We start from the raw sequence: 19,967 nt of genomic DNA, 5'->3' as shown, positions 1-19,967 counted from the left end.
ATACAGCATCCACTGTGCTGCGACGCGTGGAAGGCATGCCAAAGCGCAGGGTCCGCTGTGCTGCACCGTGCGTGAAAAGCTTGCCTAAGTGCAACATTGTCTCTGCTCCGTCACGTTGCGGGGACATCGTCGTGGCGATGCAGCATCCACTGTGCGGGGCCGTCCAAGGGCACTCATGTGCGACCCGCGTTCAACTCGCCGCGCTGACCTCCCATGACGGTCAGGCGCCGTTCACCAACCGGACATATGGGCTGATAATGGCTCACCGACGGGCGTTGGCTCGTCCACGAGAAGGGAACCCCATGCGCATTCATACGGCTCTCGCCCTGGCTGCGGCCGGCACCGCTGCCGCGATGTTCTTCGCTCCGCTGGCGCAGGCTGATGTGAACATCGGCAACGTCGACGTCACGGTGACCGAAGTCGCGTCGGGCAACACGTTCTTCGTGCTGCAGAACGTATCGGTAGATCAGGCGGCCCAGGTCTGCCAGGTGAACGTCGACGTGGTGACCGCGACTCTCCTGCGCGGCGACAGCGCGAAGTGCAACAGCAAGACCAACAACCACCAGAAGGCATGGATCAAGAAGCACTGAGCTGCGTGACCCGCTACTGAGGACGGCAATGCGCTTGCGCCCCGGATTCGCGTGTCAGCAGGCGAACCGGGGCGCTCAGCGATTGCGGATATCGCGGTTGACGCCGGGTCACACTCCGATTGAGACGCGGAATGCGCGAACCGTTGGCGCCTCCACGACGCGCGCCGGAGTGGAACGCGTGCACGGGATGGAAGGCCGTACGCGGGTTGTGGGACGCCGTGCGCGGGCGTGGAAAGAAGCGCGCGGGCCCCGGAAGGCCGCTACATCTGGCCTGCCGAGTGCGACCTCATGGCGCGGCTGGCCGGCCTGGTGCTGGAGCAGCGCGTCGCTGATTGGACCGGAGCGCCGTTTACGTCCGACAGCGAGAGCCACGTGTCAGTTTGGCGCAAGCCGCTTGACGACCATGAGGAAAGCTAGCCAGCTACGCCGCACAGCACGCTATCGGGATGCGCAGAGTCAACCGGTCTCCAACAGATGTTCGGATCGCCGTCACCGTGACGGCAATCCGAACGCTGCCAACGCGCTCCAATGAACCCACAGTCGCTCTAGCTGCAAGAACAGGTTGAGAGACAGCCACTTACCCTCGCCGGGATCCTGCACTAAACCAAACCATGATCCGCGAGACGGTCCCTAGGTGGGCGGGTTGGCGAGGTCTCGGTAGGCCGGGCGGAGCACGTCTGTCAGGGGAATGTGGCGGACTCGGATCGGTGGGGGATCCAGGACCCGGAGCAGGAGTTCCGGGGGTGCGGTCCGGCGGGCGGGCCGTTCGCGGAGGCGGCTCAGGGACGTGGCCGGCGTGTAGAAGTCGGTGAGGCGGCTTTCCAGCGGGGTTTCGTCGACGGCGAGCGGGTCGGTGGTGTCGTCGGCGGGCTCGGGGAGGCCGCGGAGGGCGGTCAGGACGTCGTCGCGGTTGCGGCCGCGCCAGGCGAGGACCAGGAAAGGGTCGTCGTCGAAGGCCTCGGCGAGCACGTAGAGGATCGCGGACACGTGCTTGCAAGGAATGCCCCAGTCGGGACACGTGCAGCGCATGTGCAGAGTGGACGGGAAGAGCGGCATGTCGATCTCGTCGAAGAGGTCGACGATCTCGTGCGGCATCTCGCCGGCGAGCAGCGCGGCGCGATAGATCGCTTGCGAACCCAGCGCCGCCAAAGCCAGCGTCCACTGTGCTTCGACATAGGCCGGAATCGTGATGGTTACCTGGTAGGGATCCGGGCGAGAGCCTTGGACGCGGCCGGCCACCACGCCGGGAGCGAGCTCGAAGTCGATGACCTGGCCCTTGCGGGCGTACGAGCGTCCGCGCGCGAGGCGGCCGGAAGCGCAGGTGCGTTCCAGGATGTCGACGAATCGGCGTGACCACCACTGCTCGCCGATCTTGCCGCGCTGGGCGCGCACGGCGATGCCCCCGTCGACGCGGATCGGCCCGCTGGTGTCGAACCAGCGTCCCTCGGGGTTGATCGGCATGTCAGCTCACCGCCACGGGGTCCAGGGCGAACAACTCGCGGAGCTGATCGGTGGAAAGGTCGGTGACCCAGTCCTCGCCCGCGCCGACCACTGTGGAGGCCAATGCCTTCTTGCGCTCGATCATGGCATCGATCTTCTCTTCGAGCGTTCCCGTGCAGATGAACTTGCGCACCTGCACGTTGCGTGACTGTCCAATGCGGAAGGCGCGGTCGGTGGCCTGGTCCTCCACCGCCGGATTCCACCACCGATCCACGTGGATGACGTGGTTGGCCGCCGTCAGGTTGAGGCCTGTGCCCGCGGCCTTGAGGGAAAGCAGGAACAACATCGGCTCCGCGTCCGCCTGGAAGCGCTCGACCAGCTCGTCACGCTTGCCCTTCGAAAGTCCACCATGGAGCCAGAGCACCGGTCGGTCGACGTGGGCGGCCAGATAGGGCTGGAGCATCGCGCCGAACTCGGCATACTGCGTGAAGATGAGTGCCTTGTCGCCCTCGTCGACGATCTCCTCGGTCAGCTCCTCGAGGCGGGCGAGCTTGCCGGATCGGCCCGGCAGGCGGGAGCCGTCCTTGAGGAGATGCGCGGGATGGTTACACACCTGCTTCAGCTTGGTCATCGCAGCGATCACGTTGCCGCGCCGCTGAATGCCCTCGCTGCCTTCGATCACCGCCATCATGTCCTCGACGACGGCCTGATAGAGCGTGGCCTGCTCGGCGGTGAGGGTGCACCACACCTTCATCTCGTTCTTCTCCGGGAGGTCGGAGATGATCGACTTGTCGGTCTTGAGGCGGCGCAGCACGAACGGACCGGTTGCCCGCTTGAGCGCCACCGTCGCGTCGGCGTCGCCACGCACCTCGATCGGCTCCTGGAATCGCTTGCGGAAGCGTTTCACCGGCCCGAGCAACCCGGGGTTGGCGAACTCCATGATGGACCACAGCTCCGCGAGATGGTTCTCCACGGGGGTTCCGGTGAGCGCGAGCCGCGTGCGCGCCGGAATCGCCCGCACCGCCTGCGCCTGCCGGGTGCCGCTGTTCTTGATGGCTTGCGCCTCGTCGCAGACCACCCGTCCCCAGTGGACATCCCGCAGGACGCCGAGGTCACGGAGTGCGGTGCCGTATGTCGTGACCACGACGTCCGCCTCGCGTACGGCGGTCAGGAACTCGTCGTCGCGCTTGCGCGTGCCGCCGTGATGCACATGCACCCGCAGCCGGGGGGCGAAGCGTGCCGCCTCCTTCTGCCAGTTGCTCACCAGAGACATTGGACAGATCAGCAGCGTCGGCGCCGGCTTCTGTCCCTCCGCCCGCTCGGTCAGCAGCAGCGACAGCGTCTGCGCGGTCTTGCCGAGGCCCATGTCGTCGGCCAGGATGCCCCCGAGCCCCAGCCGCGCGAGGAAGAAGAGCCAGGACAGACCCCGCTCCTGGTACGGCCGCAGCACTCCCTGGAAATCCGCGGGCGTGGCAATGGGCGTCAACCGCTGGGCCGCCTCTCCGGAGATGAGGTCGCCGAGCCGCCCGTCGGCGTCCACGTCGACGAGCGGCAGATCCTCGTCGCCCCCGTCGGCCACCTGCTGGAGCACCTCGCCGACCGTCAGCTCGCCCTCGCGCCGGCGGCTCACAGCCTTCAGTGCCGCCTTGAGCTGCCGGTCGTCGAGCTCGACCCACTGGCCGCGCACCCGCACGAGCGGAACCTTCAGCCGGGCCAGCTCGGCCAGCTCCTCGGCGCTGACCGTGCCGTCCCCGATGACCAGGTCGATCCGGAAGTCGACCAGCTCCTCCAGCCCGAACCCGGAGTCGGCGGCGGCCCGTCCCTTCGGCGACGTGCTCTTGGTGCGGGTGGTCAGCTTGAGCCCGACCGCCTTGCGTCCGGCCCAGGCCGGCAACTGCACGCCGAAGCCGGCCGCCTGGAGCAGAGGCGCCGCCTGCCTGAGGAACTCGTGTGCCTCCGTCGTGCTGAGCGCCATGCCCTGCGGCTGGGCCCCGAGCAGCGCCTCGTGCAGCGCGGGAAAGAGCCGGACCGCGCGGCCCAGGCCGGCCAGCAGCGTCTCGTCGGCCCGGCCGGTCAGGCCCGGCATGCGCGCGCCGGACCACAACTCCTCCGCGGGCAGATAGAGGCTCGGATCGTCGGCCGACTGCAGCGCGAACCCGAGCGCCCAGTCGTCCTCGCCCGGTACCGGCTCGACGAGCCGGAAGCTGACCCGAACCGGCCCGTTCGCGTCGTGCGCGGCGCGCAGCCAGCTCTCGAGAGGGCGGCTCAGCTCGGCCGCGTCGGCGGCGCTCGCTCCGGGCAGGGTGGGGTCGGCCGCGGTGAGGGCGGCGATCCACCGGTCGGGGAGCGGTGCCCTGAGCCCGGGCCGCATCCCGACGAGCAGCCTCTCGGGCATCAGCGTGCGCGCCGAGGCGTCGAGCAGGGCGTGCAGCGCGTCGCGGAGGGTGCGGGCCGCCCCCGCCTCCGGTTGCGCCGAGGCGCGGCAGACGGGCGGCATCGCCTCGGCGAACTCTCGGAAGGCCGCGGCGTCGGCGCCGGTCAGGACCGGCCGCCAGCGCGCGGTGTGCACACCCGCCTCGAGCACGAGCTGGGGCAGCATGCGGCCGCGGCGGGCCAGGTCGCAGGCGTGCCCGGCCAGGAGGGAGAGATAGCGCAGGGAAGCGGCCGCCGTCCACGGACCGTCCGGATCGGGCTCGGTGAGCGCGCCGAGCGCGCCGAGGGCCTGATCGCCCGGCAACACCAGCGCCGGCGTCTCCCACTGCGCCAGGCGCAGCCCCCGGGGCGGCGCCTCGCTGCCGGTTTCCGGTGAGGGCAGCGGACCCTTCGACGTGCCGGGAAGCCGCAGGGTCAGGACGGACTCGTCGGCCTTGGCGAGAGCGTCGCGGACGTCGTCGGAGGAACCGGTCAGGGCCGCCGAGAGGGCGGCGGCGGGGGCGGCGAAGGGATGCGGACGGCGTCGTGCCCGGGAGCTTGCGGTCAGGGGGAGGGCGGGGTCCTCCGCCCAGAGCACCAGCCGTCCCGGTGCGGACTCACCGGCGACCCAGACGCCATGTACGACGAGCAATGCGACTCCGATTTCGATCGACCCATCGAGATTAACGACCGGGGCGTCCCGGAGCTCACGGCGTGGCCCACTCGACCAGCTCGTAGACGATGCCGTTCGGGTCGGTGACCATGAACAGGCGCTCGCCCCAGGGCTCCTCTCTCGGGGGCAAAGTGATCGGCGCGCCCTCGGCCTGGAGGCGCTCGTGCTCGGCCGCGAGGTCGTCGACCACGAACGCGACGATGGTGCCGCAGGCAGGGCGATCGCGCAGCTCCTCGGGCAGGATCTCCAGGCCGCGTCGCAGGAAGATCACGTCCATCGCGGCGTCGTCCCGGCCGAGGGAAGCGAAGCCGTCGGCCGACATCCGCTCGGTGAAGCCGAAATGGGTGGCGAGAAACTTGCTGGAGGCGGGGACGTCGTCGACGGTGAGTGAGACGGCGGACGAAGAGATGCGCATGGTGCCTCCAGGGTCTGCGACTTTCTGGACGCCGTATAAGATACACCGTACAAGAAAGGATGGCAACTCCGTGGCGGAGGCGCGACGCACGATCGATTTGCTGTGGTTCGAGGAGCCGCAGAGCCGGCGTGGGCGCCGGAAGGGACTGACGCTGACTCAGGTCGTCGACGCCGCCATCGCGCTCGCCGACGCCGAGGGGCTCGACGCGGTCAGCATGCGGCGGGTGGCCCAGGAGCTCGGCGTGGTGCCCATGACGCTGTACACGTACGTACCCGACAAAGCGGCCCTTCTTGATCTCATGCTGGACGCGCTCTACCTGCGGATGCCGCGCTCGCGGGAGGAAGCGGCCGGCTGGCGCGAGCGGGTCGTGGCGGTGGCGGCGGAGAACCGCCGGCTCTACGACGAGCATCCGTGGGCCGCGGAGCTCTCGGCGAGCCGGCCGCCGCTCGGACCGGGCCTCATGGCGAAGTACGAGCACGAGCTCGGCGCTTTCCACGGCTCCGGGCTCAGCGAGGTGGAGACCGACTCCGCGCTGACCTTCCTGCTGGGATTCGTGCAGCACTCGTGCCGGGCGGCGGCCGAGGCGCGGGCGGTCGCCGAGCGTACCGATCAGACCGACGCGCAGTGGTGGGAGGAGAGCGGCCCGCTGCTGGAGAAGGTGTTCGACCGGCATCGTTACCCCCTGGCCGTGCAGGTGGGGGAGGCGGCGGGAGCCGAGCTGGGTGCGGCCTTCAACGCCGAGCACGCCTATGCGTTCGGGTTGGCGCGGGTGCTCGACGGACTTGCGGCGATCATCGAACCGAGCAGTGACCCTCGCCGCTGACCGTCGGTGGCGGGGGGACGTAGTCTTCGAGGCGTGACGGTGAACGCGGAGATCGACAGCATTCTGCAGCGGGGTGCCGACGGCGGGCGGATCACGCCCGACGAGGCCCTGCTGCTCTACACCGACGCGCCGTTCCACGCCCTGGGCGAGGCGGCGGACGCCGTCCGACGGCGGCGTTTCCCGGACGGCATCGTCACGTACCTGATCGATCGCAACATCAATTACACGAACGTCTGCGTCACCGCCTGCAAGTTCTGCGCCTTCTACCGCGCGCCGAAGCACAAAGAGGGCTGGTCACACCCGATGGAGGAGATCCTTCACCGGTGCGGCGAGGCCGTCGAGCTCGGCGCCACCCAGGTGATGTTGCAGGGCGGGCACCACCCCGACTATGGCGTCGAGTACTACGAGAACCTCTTCTCCTCGGTCAAGGCGGCCTACCCGCGGCTCGCCATCCACTCCATCGGGCCCAGCGAGATCCTGCACATGGCCAAGGTCTCCGGCGTCTCCATCGAGGATGCGGTCGTGCGGATCAAGGCCGCCGGGCTGGACTCCATCGCGGGCGCCGGCGCGGAGATGCTGCCCGAGCGCCCGCGCACCGCGATCGCCCCGCTGAAGGAGTCCGGCGCGCGCTGGCTGGAGGTCATGGCGGTCGCCCACCGCAACGGGCTGAGCTCCACCGCGACCATGATGATGGGTACGGGCGAGACCAACGCCGAACGCATCGAGCACATCCGGATGATCCGCGAGGTGCAGGACCTGGCCGTCGCCAACGGGTACGTGGACTCGCCCGTCGAGGCGGCCGGCGGCGTGGGCGGCTTCCGGGCGTTCATCCCGTGGACGTACCAGCCGGAGAACAACCACCTCAAGGGCCGCACCCAGGCGACCACCATGGAATACCTGCGGTTCATCGCGGTGTCCCGGCTGTTCTTCGACAACATCGCCCACCTGCAGGCCTCGTGGCTGACCACGGGCAAGGACGTCGGCCAACTGTCGCTGCATCTTGGCGTCGACGACCTCGGCTCGATCATGCTCGAGGAGAACGTCATCTCCTCGGCGGGCGCCCGGCACCGGTCGAACCTGCACGAGCTGATCTGGATGATCCGTACGGCGGGACGCATCCCCGCTCAGCGCGACACCCTCTACCGCCACCTCGCGGTGCACCGCACGGAGGCGGACGACCCCACCGACGAGCGCGTGGTCTCGCACTTCTCGTCCATCGCGCTGCCCGAGGGCGGTCGCAAGAACCTTCCGCTGGTCGACGCCGGCTGACCGCCGGGCGGTGCGTTGAGGGGTGTCGATGGGCCGTACGGCAGGCCCGATCGGCCGATCGGTCAGGTGCGGGTCAGTGGACCGGAGAGGTGCGGATTGCTCCTCGATAACGAGGCCCGCGTGTCTCTGGGCTGACGGTGTTCTCGCTGGTTACGGTGCCTGCGTAACAACCGGTAGCACCCGCAACACTCAAGCGTCGCCGAGGCCTCTGACCGCCGGCGGTGGGTTCGGACCCGACCGATGGCGGTCGTATATATAACGCACAAGGAACGGGCGGGATGGGTGACCATCCCGCCCGTTCTGTTTCGCTCGGTGAGAGAGTGGCAGCGTGACGCGCGCAGACCTGGACAAGCAGCCGCACGAGGTCGCCGAGATGTTCGACGGCGTGGCCGAGCGGTACGACCTCACCAACACCGTGCTCTCCTTCGGGCAGGACCGCGGCTGGCGCCGGGCGACCCGCACCGCGCTGGGCCTGCGGCCGGGGGAGCGGGTCCTGGACGTTGGCGCCGGCACCGGCGTATCGACCGAGGAGCTGGGCCGCTCCGGAGCCTTCGCGGTCGGCGCCGACCTCTCGACCGGCATGCTGCGGGCGGGGCGCCGGGTGCGCCGGGACGTTCCGCTGGTCGCCGGGGACGCGCTGCGGCTGCCGTTCGCCGACGAGGCCTTCGACGCCGTCACGATCTCCTTCGCGCTGCGCAACGTCGTCGACACCGACGCGGCGCTGCGCGAACTGGCGCGGGTCGTGCGGCCGGGCGGCCGGCTGGTGGTGTGCGAGTTCAGCAGCCCGACGAACGCTGCCTTCCGTACGGTCTACATGTCGTACCTGATGCGCAGCCTCCCGGCGGTGGCGCGCGGGGTCTCCAGCAACCCGGACGCGTACGTGTATCTCGCCGAGTCGATCCGGGCCTGGCCGGACCAGGAGGCACTCGCCGCCCGCATCGCCGGGGTCGGGCCGTGGGACCGGGTCGCCTGGCGCAATCTCAGCGGCGGCATCGTCGCCCTCCACCGCGCGACCAAGAGCTGAGCCGCCTCCGCCGCGCGACCAAGAGCTGAGCCGCTCCCGCGGCGTCACCAAAAGCTGAGCGGCGGTGGAAACCGAGAAGAGCTAAAAAAAGCTGTTCACCCGATTTCGTCCCGCCCGAGGTGTTAGCTCGGGGTATGACGACTATCGACCTTTTCGTCGACGACTCGGACATCGATGTCGCGATCGACGACCGGGACGAGGGCGAACGGCGGGCCCTGGAGCTGGCGAACCGCATCCGCGCGGTGGCCGCCCACGATCCCGGTCAGGCGCAGCGGCTGGTGGATGAGCTGATCGTGCAACTGGACCGGGTCCTGGGCGGTACGTTTCGGGAATACCTGGACGGAGTTACGCGAGAGGTCGCGGATCGGGCGCTCCGCGAGGCGGGCAGCGAAAGTTCGGCGGATCTTCCCTCGCCGGCAAATAGTTAGGGTTCCCTAACCCTAATCCGCTTCAATGCCGGTCTTAGACTCCGGACTGGGCTGGCTTGTGAACTGTTTCACGAGCCCGCGCGAGACGGAGGTGAGCCGTGAACGGGATCGTCGCCGACGAGGCGGACGTGATCGTGGTCGGAGCCGGGCCGGGTGGATCCGCCGCGGCCTACCACATGGCCAGGCACGGGTTGAGGGTACTGCTGCTCGAGAAGACCCAGTTCCCGCGGGAGAAGGTTTGTGGCGACGGCCTCACTCCGAGGGCGGTGCGGCAGCTCGTGCGCATGGGCGTCGACACGTCCGAGAAGGCCGGCTGGTTGCAGAACCGCGGCCTGCGGGTGATCGGCGGCGGCGTGCGCCTCGAGCTTGACTGGCCCGACCTCGCCAGCTTCCCCAACTACGGGCTCGTGCGCACCCGCCTCGACTTCGACGACATGCTCGCCCAGCGGGCCGTCGAAGCCGGCGCGCTGCTGCGCACCGGCGTCACGGTCACCGGTCCGGTGCTGGACGCCAACGGCCACGCCATCGGCGTGGAAGCCAAGGCGGGCCCCGGAAAGGAACCCGTCCAGTATCGAGCCCCGCTGGTCATCGCGGCGGACGGCGTGTCCGGCAAGCTGCCGCTCGCCATGGGACTCGCCAAGCGCGACGACCGGCCGATCGGCGTGGCCGTCCGGCGCTACTTCCACTCGCCGGCCCGAGCCGAGGACGACTACCTCGAGTCGTGGTTGGAGCTGCGCAGCGCGCAGGACCGCGATCGGCTGCTGCCCGGCTACGGCTGGATCTTCGGCCTCGGCGACGGCCGGGTCAATGTGGGCCTCGGCATCCTCAACTCGTCCAGCGCCTTCGGCAAGACGAACTACCGGGCGATGCTCACCGACTGGCTCGGCACGACGCCGGAGGACTGGGGGATGCGCGGCGAGGAGAACGCCGACGGGCCGATCCTGGGCGCCGCCCTGCCCATGGGCTTCAACCGGGTGCCGCACTACACGCGCGGCATGATGCTGGTCGGCGACTCGGGCGGCATGGTCAACCCCATGAACGGCGAGGGCATCGCGTACGCGATGGAGTCCGGCGAACTGGCCGCGGAGGTCGCCGTCCAGGCGCTCGCCCGGGCCGCCGGCCCCGACCGCGAGCGGGCCCTGCGCGCGTATCCGGCCGAGTTGAAGGTCCGCTTCGGCGGGTACTACCGGCTCGGCGGGGTGTTCGTGAAGCTCATCGGCAATCCGCAGATCATGCGGATCGCCACCAAGCACGGCATGCCGCATCCGACCCTGATGCGCTTCGTGCTCAAGCTGCTCGCCAATCTGACGGATCCGCGGGACGGAGACGCGATGGACCGCATCATCAACGGCCTGACAAAGGTTGCACCTGCGGTATGAGTATTCGCCGACCCCCGGTCGAAGCCCGGCGAATGCGCATTAATAGTGTGAAGCGGCTAACAGTCGAGCAGGAGAAGGCATGACGCTCAATCCTTACGTACCGATCATCGGGCTACTGATTCTCGGTGCGCTCTTCGCCCTGTTCTCGGTGTCGATCGCCCCGATCGTGGGCCCGAAGCGCTACAACCGCGCCAAGCTGGACGCGTACGAGTGCGGCATCGAACCGGCGCCCCAGCCCATCGGCGGTGGTCGCTTCCCGGTCAAGTTCTACCTGACCGCGATGCTCTTCATCATCTTCGACATCGAGACCATCTTCCTGTACCCGTGGGCCGTGTCCTTCGAGGCGCTCGGCCTGTTCGGCTTCATCGAGATGGTTCTCTTCATCGTCACCGTCTTCATCGCCTACACGTATGTATGGCGGCGTGGCGGCCTCAACTGGGACTGAGTGCTATGGGAATCGAAGAGAAACTCCCCAGCGGCATCCTGCTGACCTCGGTCGAGAAGCTTTCGAACTGGGCCCGCAAGTCGTCCTTCTGGGGCGCCACGTTCGGCCTCGCCTGCTGCGCCATCGAGATGATGGCCGCCGGTGGCCCGCATTACGACCTGGGCCGCTGGGGCATGGAGGTCTTCCGGGCCTCGCCCCGCCAGGCCGACCTGATGATCGTCGCGGGTCGGGTCAGCCAGAAGATGGCCCCCGTCGTCCGGCAGATCTACGACCAGATGCCGGAGCCCCGCTCGGTGATCTCGATGGGCGTGTGCGCCTCGTCCGGCGGCATGTTCAACAACTACGCGATCGTGCAGGGCGTCGACCACATCGTCCCGGTCGACATCTACCTGCCCGGCTGCCCGCCGCGGCCGGAGATGCTGATCGACGCGATCCTCAAGATGCGCGAGAAGGTCATGGCCCAGCCGCTCGGCCCGAACGGCCGCAAGATGCTGGAGGCCCGCAAGGAGCGCGGTGACGTGCCGATCGTGGCCCCCGGCGCGATGCCCTCGTCGTACCGGGTGGACAAGGCCCGGCGTGCCGAGTGGACGCAGGCCGTCAAGGAAGGCCGCGAGGAGCAGCTCCGCATCGAGAACTGGATGAAGCTGCAGCCGCATCTGCGGGAAGGTGGCAAGTGAGCGTGCACCCCGAGTCCGACGGCGGCGTACCGGTGACGCAGCCGACTGGCGCCAACCTCGGCGCTCCGGCGCAGACGCCGCCCAGCCCCGACAAGGGCATGTTCGGCATCATGGGCACCGGCGACGTGTCCGGCTTCGGTGGCCTGGTCCGCCGGCGTCCGACCACCGCGGACAGTCCCCGGCCGTTCGGCGGCTACTTCGACGAGGTGTACGACGCGCTGGAGGAGGCGTACCCAGGATTCTCCGACGCGATCGAGAAGGTCGTCGTCGACCGCGGCGAGCTGACCCTGCACATCGTGCCGGAGAGGATCGCCGAGGTCTGCCAGATCATGCGCGACGACGAGGCGCTGCGCTTCGAGCTCTGCTCCTCGGTCTCCGGGGTGGACTACCTCGGCTCCGACTCCCGCCGGCTGCACGTCGCCTACCACCTGACCTCGATGACCTACCGGCGCCGGGTGCGGCTCGAGGTCGCGGTCGCCGCGGACGGCAGCCTGCCGAGCGTGACCAGCGTCTACCCGACCGCCGACTGGCAGGAGCGGGAGACCTACGACATGTTCGGCGTGGTCTTCACCGGCCACCCCAACCTGACCCGGATCCTCATGCCGGACGACTGGGAGGGCTTCCCGCAGCGCAAGGACTACCCGCTCGGCGGCGTGCCCGTCGAGTACAAGGGCGCCGAAATTCCGCCTCCTGACCAGCGGAGGGTCTACCAATGACACAGTCGGGCTACGCCACCGAGCGCGAGACCACCGAGGGCCGCGTCTTCACGGTCACCGGCGGGGACTGGAACACCGTCACCGACAGCATCGATCCGCTCAGCAACGAGAAGATCGTCGTCAACATGGGTCCGCAGCACCCGTCCACCCACGGCGTGCTGCGGCTGGTGCTCGAGCTCGAGGGCGAGACGGTCACCGAGGCCCGGCCGGTCATCGGCTATCTGCACACCGGCATCGAGAAGAACCTCGAATACCGCAACTGGACCCAGGGCACGACCTTCGTGACCCGCGCCGACTACCTCGCGCCGCTGTTCAACGAGGCCGGGTACTGCCTGGCGGTCGAGAAGCTGCTGGGCATCGAGGACCAGATCACCGAGCGGGCCAACACCATCCGGGTGCTCTTCATGGAGCTCAACCGGATCTCGTCGCATCTCGTCTGGATCGCCACGACCGGCATGGAGCTCGGCGCGATCTCGATGATGCTGTACGGCTTCCGCGAGCGCGAGTACATCCTCGACATCTTCGAGGAGACCTCCGGCCTGCGGATGAACCACGCGTACTTCCGCCCGGGCGGCGTCGCGCAGGACATCCCCGAGTCGGCGGTCAAGAAGATCCGCGACTTCCTGACGTACCTGCCCAAGAAGCTCAAGGAGTACGAGGCCCTGCTCTCCGGCCAGGTGATCTGGCACGAGCGCACCCAGGGCGTCGCGGTCCTGGACGTGACGGGCTGCCTGTCGCTGGGCGTCACCGGCCCGGTGCTGCGCTCCGCCGGCCTGGCCTGGGACCTGCGCAAGACCATGCCGTACTGCGGGTACGAGAACTACGAGTTCGACGTGCCGACCGCGCAGACCGGCGACGTCTGGGGCCGCTACCTGGTCCGGATGGCGGAGATCCGCGAGTCCCTCAAGATCGTCGAGCAGGCGCTGGACCGGCTCAAGCCCGGCCCGATCATGGTCGCCGACAAGAAGATCGCCTGGCCCGCCCAGCTCGCGATCGGCGTCGACGGCATGGGCAACTCGCTCGAGCACGTCGCCAAGATCATGGGTCAGTCGATGGAGTCGCTGATCCACCACTTCAAGCTCGTGACCGAGGGCTTCCGGGTCCCTCCCGGCCAGGTCTACGTCGGCATCGAGCACCCGCGTGGCGAGCTCGGCGTGCACGCGGTGTCGGACGGCGGCACGCATCCTTACCGGGTGCACATGCGCGACCCGAGCTTCGTGAACCTCCAGGCCATCCCCGCGATGGCCGAGGGCGCCCTGCTGGCCGACGTCATCGCCGGCGGCGCCTCCCTGGACCCCGTGATGGGTGGGTGTGACCGCTAAATGTCCGATACCACGGTGGACTTCTCCCCGGCAGCCGCACCGCTCGCGGAGAAGCTCCTCGAGCAGGCGCGCGAGATCATCGCCCGCTACCCGGCGGGCCGCGAGCGCTCGGCGCTGCTGCCGCTGCTGCATCTCGTGCAGACCGTCGAGGGCCACGTCAGCCCCGACGGCGTCGCCTTCTGCGCCGAGGTCCTGGGCATCAACAAGGCCCAGGTCGGCGCGGTCGCCACCTTCTACACCATGTACAAGCGCCGCCCGACCGGTGAGTACCTGGTCAGCGTCTGCACCAACACGCTGTGCAACATGCTGGGCGGCCAGGAGATCTACGACGGCCTGACCGAGCATCTCGGTGTCGGGCACGACGAGACCACGGCCGATGGCAAGATCACGCTCGAGCACGCCGAGTGCCTCGCGGCGTGCGACTACGCGCCGGTCGTGACGGTCAACTACGACTTCACGATCGACCAGGCCACCCCGGAGGCGGCGGTCGGCATGGTCGAGAAGCTCCGCAGCGGCGAGCGGCCCGTCCCGAACCGCGGCGCGCGGGTGTGCTCGCTCAAGGAGATGCAGCTCCAGCTCGCCGGATTCGCCGACGAGCGCGACGGTGCGGTCGCCGACGGTCCCGCGGGCGCGCCGACGTTGCGCGGCGTGACGCTGGCCCAGCAACACGGAGTGGCGGTGCCGAACTTCAACATCGACACTCCGATCACGACCACCAGGCCGGCCCGCGACGAGTCCGCCAAGGCCGTCAAGGACCCGGCGCCGGCGGGCGCGCCCGCGGCCAAGTCCGAGGGAAAGATCGCCAGCGTGGCCAAGAAGGCGGCGGAGGCGGTCAAGACCGCGGCGGCCGCCGTCGTCGACAAGGCCGAGCACGTGGTCGAGCACCGCAAGGCCGGCGCGCCGGTCCAGGCCGGTGACGTCAAGGACCCCGAGGTACGCACCGCGGAGGTGCGCAACCCGGATGCGTCCACGCCCACTCCGAACCCGGCGAAGATCGACGCGGCGCAGGCGGGTCCGGCGGGCAACGCCCCGGCCGGCGACGGCAAGCCCGCCGGTGACGGCAAGCGCGGCACCAAGGAGAAGAAGTGACCCAGCCACGGCCTGAGGTGCTCCAGAAGCTCACCCCCGTCCTGACCAAGCGCTGGCTCTCGCCGGACGCCTGGAAGATCGAGACGTACGAGCGGCTCGACGGGTACGCCGCGGTCCGCAAAGCGCTCGACGTGCACCCGGACGACCTGATCCAGCTCGTCAAGGACTCCGGTCTGCGCGGCCGTGGCGGCGCGGGCTTCCCGACCGGTCTCAAGTGGGGCTTCATCCCGCAGGGCGACGGCAAGCCGCACTACCTCGTCATCAACGCCGACGAGGGTGAGCCCGGCACCTGCAAGGACCTGCCGCTGATGACGTACGACCCGCACTCGCTGATCGAGGGCGCGATCATCGCCTCCTACGCGATCCGCGCCAGCCGGGCGTACATCTACATCCGCGGCGAGGCAGTGCACGCCGCTCGCCGGCTGCGGCACGCGGTCAAGGAGGCCTACGCCAAGGGCTACCTCGGCGAGAACATCCTCGGCTCCGGGTTCGACCTGGATCTTGTGGTGCACAGCGGCGCGGGCGCGTACATCTGCGGCGAGGAGACGGCGCTGCTCGACTCGCTCGAGGGCTTCCGCGGCCAGCCCCGGCTGCGCCCGCCGTTCCCCGCGGTCGCCGGCCTCTACGCCAGCCCGACCGTCGTCAACAATGTGGGAACCATCGCCAGCGTGCCGTACATCGTGCTGGGCGGGGCCGACTGGTGGAAGAGCATGGGCACGGAGAAGTCGTCCGGCCCGATGATCTACTCGCTCTCCGGCAGGATCGCCAACCCGGGACAGTACGAGTGCGGCCTCGGCATCACGCTGCGCGAGCTGATCGAACTGGCGGGCGGCATGAAGCCCGGCCACAACCTGAAGTTCTGGACACCGGGCGGCTCCTCCACCCCGCTGCTGACGGCCGAGCACATCGACACCGCGATGGACTTCGAGGGAGTGGCGGCCGCGGGCTCGATCCTGGGCACCACGGCGATGCAGATCTTCTCCGACCAGGACTGCCCGGTGTACGCGACCTGGCGCTGGCTGGAGTTCTACCACCACGAGTCCTGTGGCAAGTGCACCCCGTGCCGCGAGGGCAACTACTGGATGGTGCGCACGTACCGCCGGATCCTCTCCGGCGAAGGCACCTACAAGGACCTGGACACCCTGCAGGACACCGCGGACAACATCTTCGGCCGCTCGTTCTGCGGCCTGGGCGACGGCGCGGCCACCCCGGTCATGTCCACGCTGAAGTTCTTCCGCCAGGACTACCTGGACTACATCGAGGGCCGGACCGCCCCGCGGCTGTCCGCCAAGGCCCTGGTAGGAGCGCACTGATGACCGACGTAGCCAAGAAAGCGGACGAGGTCACGCTCACCATCGACGGCGTCGAGGTCACCGCCGCCAAGGGTGAGCTGGTCATCCGGGTCGCCGAGCGGATGGGCACGGCGATCCCGCGGTTCTGCGACCACCCGCTGCTCGCCCCGGCGGGTGCCTGCCGGCAGTGCCTGGTCGAGGTGGAGGGCCAGCGCAAGCCGGTCGCCTCCTGCACCCAGACGGTCGCCGAGGGCATGGTCGTCAAGACCCAGCTCACCTCGGAGGTCGCTGCGAAGGCGCAGGGCGGCGTGATGGAGCTGCTGCTCGCCAATCACCCGCTCGACTGCCCGACCTGCGACAAGGGTGGCGAGTGCCCGCTGCAGAACCAGGCGATGACCAACGGCCGGTCGGACTCGCGGTTCCACGAGCACAAGCGCGAGTACGAGAAGCCGATCCACATCTCCAGCCAGGTGCTGCTGGACCGTGAGCGGTGCATCCTCTGCCAGCGCTGCACGCGGTTCTCCGAGGAGATCGCCGGCGACAAGTTCATCGACCTGATGGACCGCTCCTCCGGCGAGCAGATCAACGTCTACCGCGACGACTTCTTCGGCGGCCGGGGCACCGGCGACGGGCAGGTCGGCGAGGGCGAGGGCGACGTCGCCTTCAACTCGTACTTCTCCGGCAACACCATCCAGATCTGCCCGGTCGGCGCCCTCACCGGCGAGCAGTACAGGTTCCGCGCCCGCCCGTTCGACCTGGTCTCCACGCCGTCGACGTGCGAGCACTGCGCGGCGGGCTGCGCCATGCGGTCCGACCACCGCCGCGGCAAGGTGCTGCGCCGCCTGGCCGGCGACGACCCCGCGGTCAACGAGGAGTGGAACTGCGACAAGGGCCGGTGGGGCTTCCGCTACACCACCGCCTACGACCGCATCACGACTCCGATGGTGCGCGACGCCGGCACCGGCGAGCTCCGCGAGGCCTCCTGGTCCGAGGCGCTGCTGGCCGCGGCCGAGGGCCTGACGGCCGGCAGGGGCCGGGGCGTCGGCGTGCTCACCGGCGGCCGCCTGACGGTCGAGGATGCGTACGCGTACGCGAAGTTCGCCCGGGTGGCGCTCGGCACCAACGACATCGACTTCCGGGCGCGACCGCTGTCCGCTGAGGAGGCCGACTTCCTGGCCGCCTCGGTCGCGGGTGTCACCGACGTCACCTACTCCGACGTCGAGGACGCGCCGTCGGTGGTCATCGTCGGGCTGGAGCCCGAGGAGGAGTGCCCGATCCTCTTCCTCCGCCTGCGCAAGGGCCACGGGAAGAAGAAGCTGCGGGTCACGGCGGTCGCGCCGTTCCTGAGCCGGGGCTTCCAGAAGCTCGGCGCGACGCTGGTCAGCGCCGTGCCCGGCGACGAGGCACGGCTGCTCGACAGCGACGCCACGGTGGCCGCCGCTCTGGCGTCGCCCGGCTCCCTGCTGATCGTGGGGGAGCGGCTGGCGAGCGTGCCCGGCGGCTTCTCCGCCGCGGTGGCGCTGGCCGCGCGCACCGGTGCCCGGCTGGCCTGGGTGCCGCGGCGGGCGGGCGACCGCGGCGCCGTCGACGCGGGCTGCCTGCCCAACCTGCTGCCCGGGGGCCGCCCGGTCACCGACGCGGGAGCCCGGGCCGAGCTCGCCACCGCCTGGGACGTCGAGGCCGGCGCCCTGCCCGCCGCTGTCGGCCGCGACACGGACGCGATCGTCGCGGCCGCCGCGGACGGCACGCTCGGCGCCCTGCTGGTCGCCGGCGTCGACCCGGCCGACCTCGCCGACCCGCGCCTGGCCGAGCAGGCCCTGGACGCGGTGCCGTTCCTGGTCAGCGTCGAGCTGCGGCACAGCGCCGTCACCCGCCGCGCGGACGTTGTCCTGCCGGTCGCGCCGGCCGCCGAGAAGTCCGGCACCTTCATGGACTGGGAGGGCCGGCTCCGCACGTTCGGGACGGTCCTGCCGACCGGCGCGATGACCGACGGCCGGGTGCTGGAGGCCATCGCCGCGCTGATGGAAGTCCCGTCCAACCACCCCGCCACCGCCCAAAGAACGACTGAAGGCATCGCATTGGGTACGGGCGACGTCGCCGCGATCCGGCGCGAGCTCGGTTCCATGCCGGCCAGCCGCTCTGAGCGCCCGGCGCTGCCCGCGGTCACCGCGGGTGAGCCGTCGCGGCCCGGCGACGGCGAGGCGGTGCTGGCCACCTGGCACCACCTGATCGACCTCGGCACGCTGCTCGACGGCGACGATGTGCTGGCCGGCACCGCCCGGACCCCGCTGGTGCGCCTCGGCAAGGACCTCGCAGGGTCGCTCGGCGTGGCCGACGGCGACGCCGTCACGGTCGCTACCGACCGGGGCGCCATCACGCTGCCGGCCGAGATCACGGACCTGCCCCCGCAGGTGGTCTGGCTGCCCACGAACTCGCCGGGCTCGACGCTGCGCCGCAGCCTCGGCGTCACCTCGGGAGCGGTGGTCCGGCTCAGCGCCGGCAAGCCGGGCCCGGTCATCGCTGGGCTTTCTGAAGGCGGCTCCGCCGCACGGCAAAGCCAAACCCGGCTGAACGGGGTGAACTAATGAACTCGCTGATTCTCGGGGCCGCCCAGGATCCGACGCTCCAGACGTTCGAAGACGACGTCTGGTGGATCACGCTCATCAAGCTGCTGGGCGTCTTCGTCATCCTGCTGCTGCTGACGCTCTTCACGATCAACTATGAGCGCAAGGTCGTGGCCCGGATGGCGGTCCGGCCCGGACCCAACCAGGTCGGGCCCAAGGGCTGGCTGCAGAGCCTCACGGACGGCATCAAGCTGCCGTTCAAGGAGGAGATCATCCCGAAGACCGCCGACAAGGTGGTCTATTTCATCGCGCCGGTGATCTCGGCGACCTGCGCCTTCACCGCCTTCGCGGTGATCCCGTTCGGGCCGGTCGTATCGATCTTCGGGCACAAGACCGCGCTGCAGCTCACCGACGTGCCGGTCTCGGTGCTGGTGCTGCTCGCCTGCTCCTCGATGAGCGTCTACGGCGTGGTGCTCGCCGGGTGGGCGTCGGGTTCGACCTATCCGCTGCTCGGCGGCCTGCGGTCCAGCGCCCAGATGATCTCGTACGAGGTCGCCATGGGCCTGTCCATCGTGGCCGTCTTCATGACCGCCGGCACGATGTCCACCTCGCAGATCGTCAAGGCGCAGGCGGGCAACAGCGAGTCGGCCGTCGACATCCTCGGCTGGAACCCGACCGCGCCGAGCTGGTACGCGGTCCTGCTGCTCCCCAGCTTCATCATCTACTGCATCGCCGCGGTGGGTGAGACCAACCGGGCGCCCTTCGACCTGCCCGAGGCGGAGTCCGAGCTGGTCGGCGGCTTCCACACCGAGTACTCGTCGTTCAAGTTCGCGCTCTTCTTCCTGGCCGAGTACATCAACATGATCACCGTCTCGGCGTTCGCCACCACGCTGTTCCTCGGCGGCTGGCGGGCCCCGGCGCCGATCACCAGCTTCTGGGAGGGCGCCAACTCCGGCTGGTGGCCGTTGGTGTGGTGGCTCGGCAAGGTGCTGATCCTGCTCTTCGGCTTCATCTGGCTGCGGGCCACGCTGCCCCGGATGCGCTACGACCAGTTCATGCGCTTCGGCTGGAAGGTGCTGATCCCGGTCAACCTGGTCTGGATCCTCTTCCTCGCCGGCGTCCGGGTCACCAACGACCGGGTCGACGGCGGCGCGCGGTGGCTGGTCTACCTCGTCGCGGCGGTCGTGGTGCTCGGCATCGCGATGCTCTGGCCGGCCAGCAAGAAGCCACGGGAGTACTCGATCGAGGAACAGCTCGCGGCGCGGCCGCCGGGCAGCTTCCCGGTCCCGCCGATGGACCTGCAGGTCCCGCCCAGCCCGCGCGCCCGGCGCGCGGTCGCCGAACGCCAGCCCGCCACGGTCGGCGGCACGAACCCCGCCCCGGACGACACGTCAGACAAGGAGGTGTGA

General features: G+C 69.6%; 17 protein-coding genes. 14 read left to right on the top strand and 3 right to left on the bottom strand.

Translation table 11 applies throughout. The features are described 5' to 3' along the window. The first annotated feature begins 137 nt into the window (after nt 1-137). The gene (locus tag EDD30_RS38320) at nt 138-590 is read left to right on the top strand and encodes a hypothetical protein (protein ID WP_143162825.1); all 453 of its coding nucleotides are present in this window, start codon (nt 138-140) and stop codon (nt 588-590) included. Between the two features lie 630 nt (nt 591-1,220). On the opposite strand, the gene EDD30_RS17810 is transcribed toward EDD30_RS38320, so the two are convergent. From EDD30_RS17810 to EDD30_RS17800, 3 genes are read right to left on the bottom strand one after another with little or no spacing between them, the layout of a single operon-like run. Beyond that, complete coding sequence (locus EDD30_RS17810) at nt 1,221-2,051, bottom strand: SWIM zinc finger family protein (RefSeq protein WP_071807334.1); 831 nt, start codon at nt 2,049-2,051, stop codon at nt 1,221-1,223. Between the two features lies 1 nt (nt 2,052). Continuing rightward, complete coding sequence (locus EDD30_RS17805; RefSeq protein WP_071807335.1) at nt 2,053-5,094, bottom strand: DEAD/DEAH box helicase; 3,042 nt, start codon at nt 5,092-5,094, stop codon at nt 2,053-2,055. Between the two features lie 55 nt (nt 5,095-5,149). Continuing rightward, the gene (locus EDD30_RS17800; RefSeq protein ID WP_071807336.1) at nt 5,150-5,530 is read right to left on the bottom strand and encodes a VOC family protein; all 381 of its coding nucleotides are present in this window, start codon (nt 5,528-5,530) and stop codon (nt 5,150-5,152) included. A gap of 70 nt (nt 5,531-5,600) precedes the next feature. On the opposite strand from EDD30_RS17800, the gene EDD30_RS17795 reads away from it, so the two are divergent. The 13 genes from EDD30_RS17795 (at nt 5,601) to nuoH (ending at nt 19,967) form a co-directional block, all read left to right on the top strand. After that, complete coding sequence (locus EDD30_RS17795) at nt 5,601-6,353, top strand: TetR/AcrR family transcriptional regulator (RefSeq protein WP_244945295.1); 753 nt, start codon at nt 5,601-5,603, stop codon at nt 6,351-6,353. A gap of 33 nt (nt 6,354-6,386) precedes the next feature. Continuing rightward, nucleotides 6,387-7,622 carry a cyclic dehypoxanthinyl futalosine synthase gene (gene mqnC, locus EDD30_RS17790; protein ID WP_071806975.1) on the top strand — a complete coding sequence of 412 codons (1,236 nt, stop codon included), beginning with the start codon at nt 6,387-6,389 and terminating at the stop codon, nt 7,620-7,622. Between the two features lie 328 nt (nt 7,623-7,950). Next, nucleotides 7,951-8,646 carry a demethylmenaquinone methyltransferase gene (locus tag EDD30_RS17785; RefSeq protein WP_071806976.1) on the top strand — a complete coding sequence of 232 codons (696 nt, stop codon included), beginning with the start codon at nt 7,951-7,953 and terminating at the stop codon, nt 8,644-8,646. Between the two features lie 134 nt (nt 8,647-8,780). Then, the gene (locus tag EDD30_RS17780; RefSeq protein WP_071806977.1) at nt 8,781-9,074 is read left to right on the top strand and encodes a hypothetical protein; all 294 of its coding nucleotides are present in this window, start codon (nt 8,781-8,783) and stop codon (nt 9,072-9,074) included. Nucleotides 9,075-9,172: 98 nt separating this feature from the next. After that, entirely contained in the window at nt 9,173-10,453 is a 1,281-nt protein-coding gene (locus EDD30_RS17775) for a geranylgeranyl reductase family protein (RefSeq protein WP_084556607.1), read from the top strand. A gap of 79 nt (nt 10,454-10,532) precedes the next feature. Beyond that, the gene (locus EDD30_RS17770; RefSeq protein WP_071806978.1) at nt 10,533-10,898 is read left to right on the top strand and encodes an NADH-quinone oxidoreductase subunit A; all 366 of its coding nucleotides are present in this window, start codon (nt 10,533-10,535) and stop codon (nt 10,896-10,898) included. A gap of 5 nt (nt 10,899-10,903) precedes the next feature. Continuing rightward, nucleotides 10,904-11,575, top strand: coding sequence for a NuoB/complex I 20 kDa subunit family protein (locus tag EDD30_RS17765; protein ID WP_071806979.1), 672 nt, complete (start codon nt 10,904-10,906; stop codon nt 11,573-11,575). Next, the gene (locus EDD30_RS17760; protein ID WP_071806980.1) at nt 11,572-12,291 is read left to right on the top strand and encodes an NADH-quinone oxidoreductase subunit C; all 720 of its coding nucleotides are present in this window, start codon (nt 11,572-11,574) and stop codon (nt 12,289-12,291) included. The genes EDD30_RS17765 and EDD30_RS17760 overlap by 4 nt, the downstream gene beginning before the upstream one ends. Next, entirely contained in the window at nt 12,288-13,613 is a 1,326-nt protein-coding gene (locus tag EDD30_RS17755; RefSeq protein WP_071806981.1) for an NADH-quinone oxidoreductase subunit D, read from the top strand. Before EDD30_RS17760 ends, EDD30_RS17755 begins: the two co-directional genes overlap by 4 nt. Further along, entirely contained in the window at nt 13,614-14,702 is a 1,089-nt protein-coding gene (gene nuoE / locus EDD30_RS17750; RefSeq protein WP_071806982.1) for an NADH-quinone oxidoreductase subunit NuoE, read from the top strand. Continuing rightward, nucleotides 14,699-16,015: an NADH-quinone oxidoreductase subunit NuoF gene (nuoF, locus tag EDD30_RS17745; protein WP_071806983.1), complete on the top strand. Its 1,317-nt coding sequence runs from the start codon at nt 14,699-14,701 to the stop codon at nt 16,013-16,015. The genes nuoE and nuoF overlap by 4 nt, the downstream gene beginning before the upstream one ends. After that, the gene (locus EDD30_RS17740) at nt 16,015-18,579 is read left to right on the top strand and encodes an NADH-quinone oxidoreductase subunit G (RefSeq protein ID WP_071806984.1); all 2,565 of its coding nucleotides are present in this window, start codon (nt 16,015-16,017) and stop codon (nt 18,577-18,579) included. The genes nuoF and EDD30_RS17740 overlap by 1 nt, the downstream gene beginning before the upstream one ends. Then, entirely contained in the window at nt 18,579-19,967 is a 1,389-nt protein-coding gene (gene nuoH / locus EDD30_RS17735) for an NADH-quinone oxidoreductase subunit NuoH (protein WP_071806985.1), read from the top strand. Before EDD30_RS17740 ends, nuoH begins: the two co-directional genes overlap by 1 nt.

It is taken from the genome of Couchioplanes caeruleus (genome assembly GCF_003751945.1).
GTDB lineage: Bacteria > Actinomycetota > Actinomycetes > Mycobacteriales > Micromonosporaceae > Actinoplanes > Actinoplanes caeruleus.
This window is presented reverse-complemented; position numbering and strand designations above follow the sequence as displayed.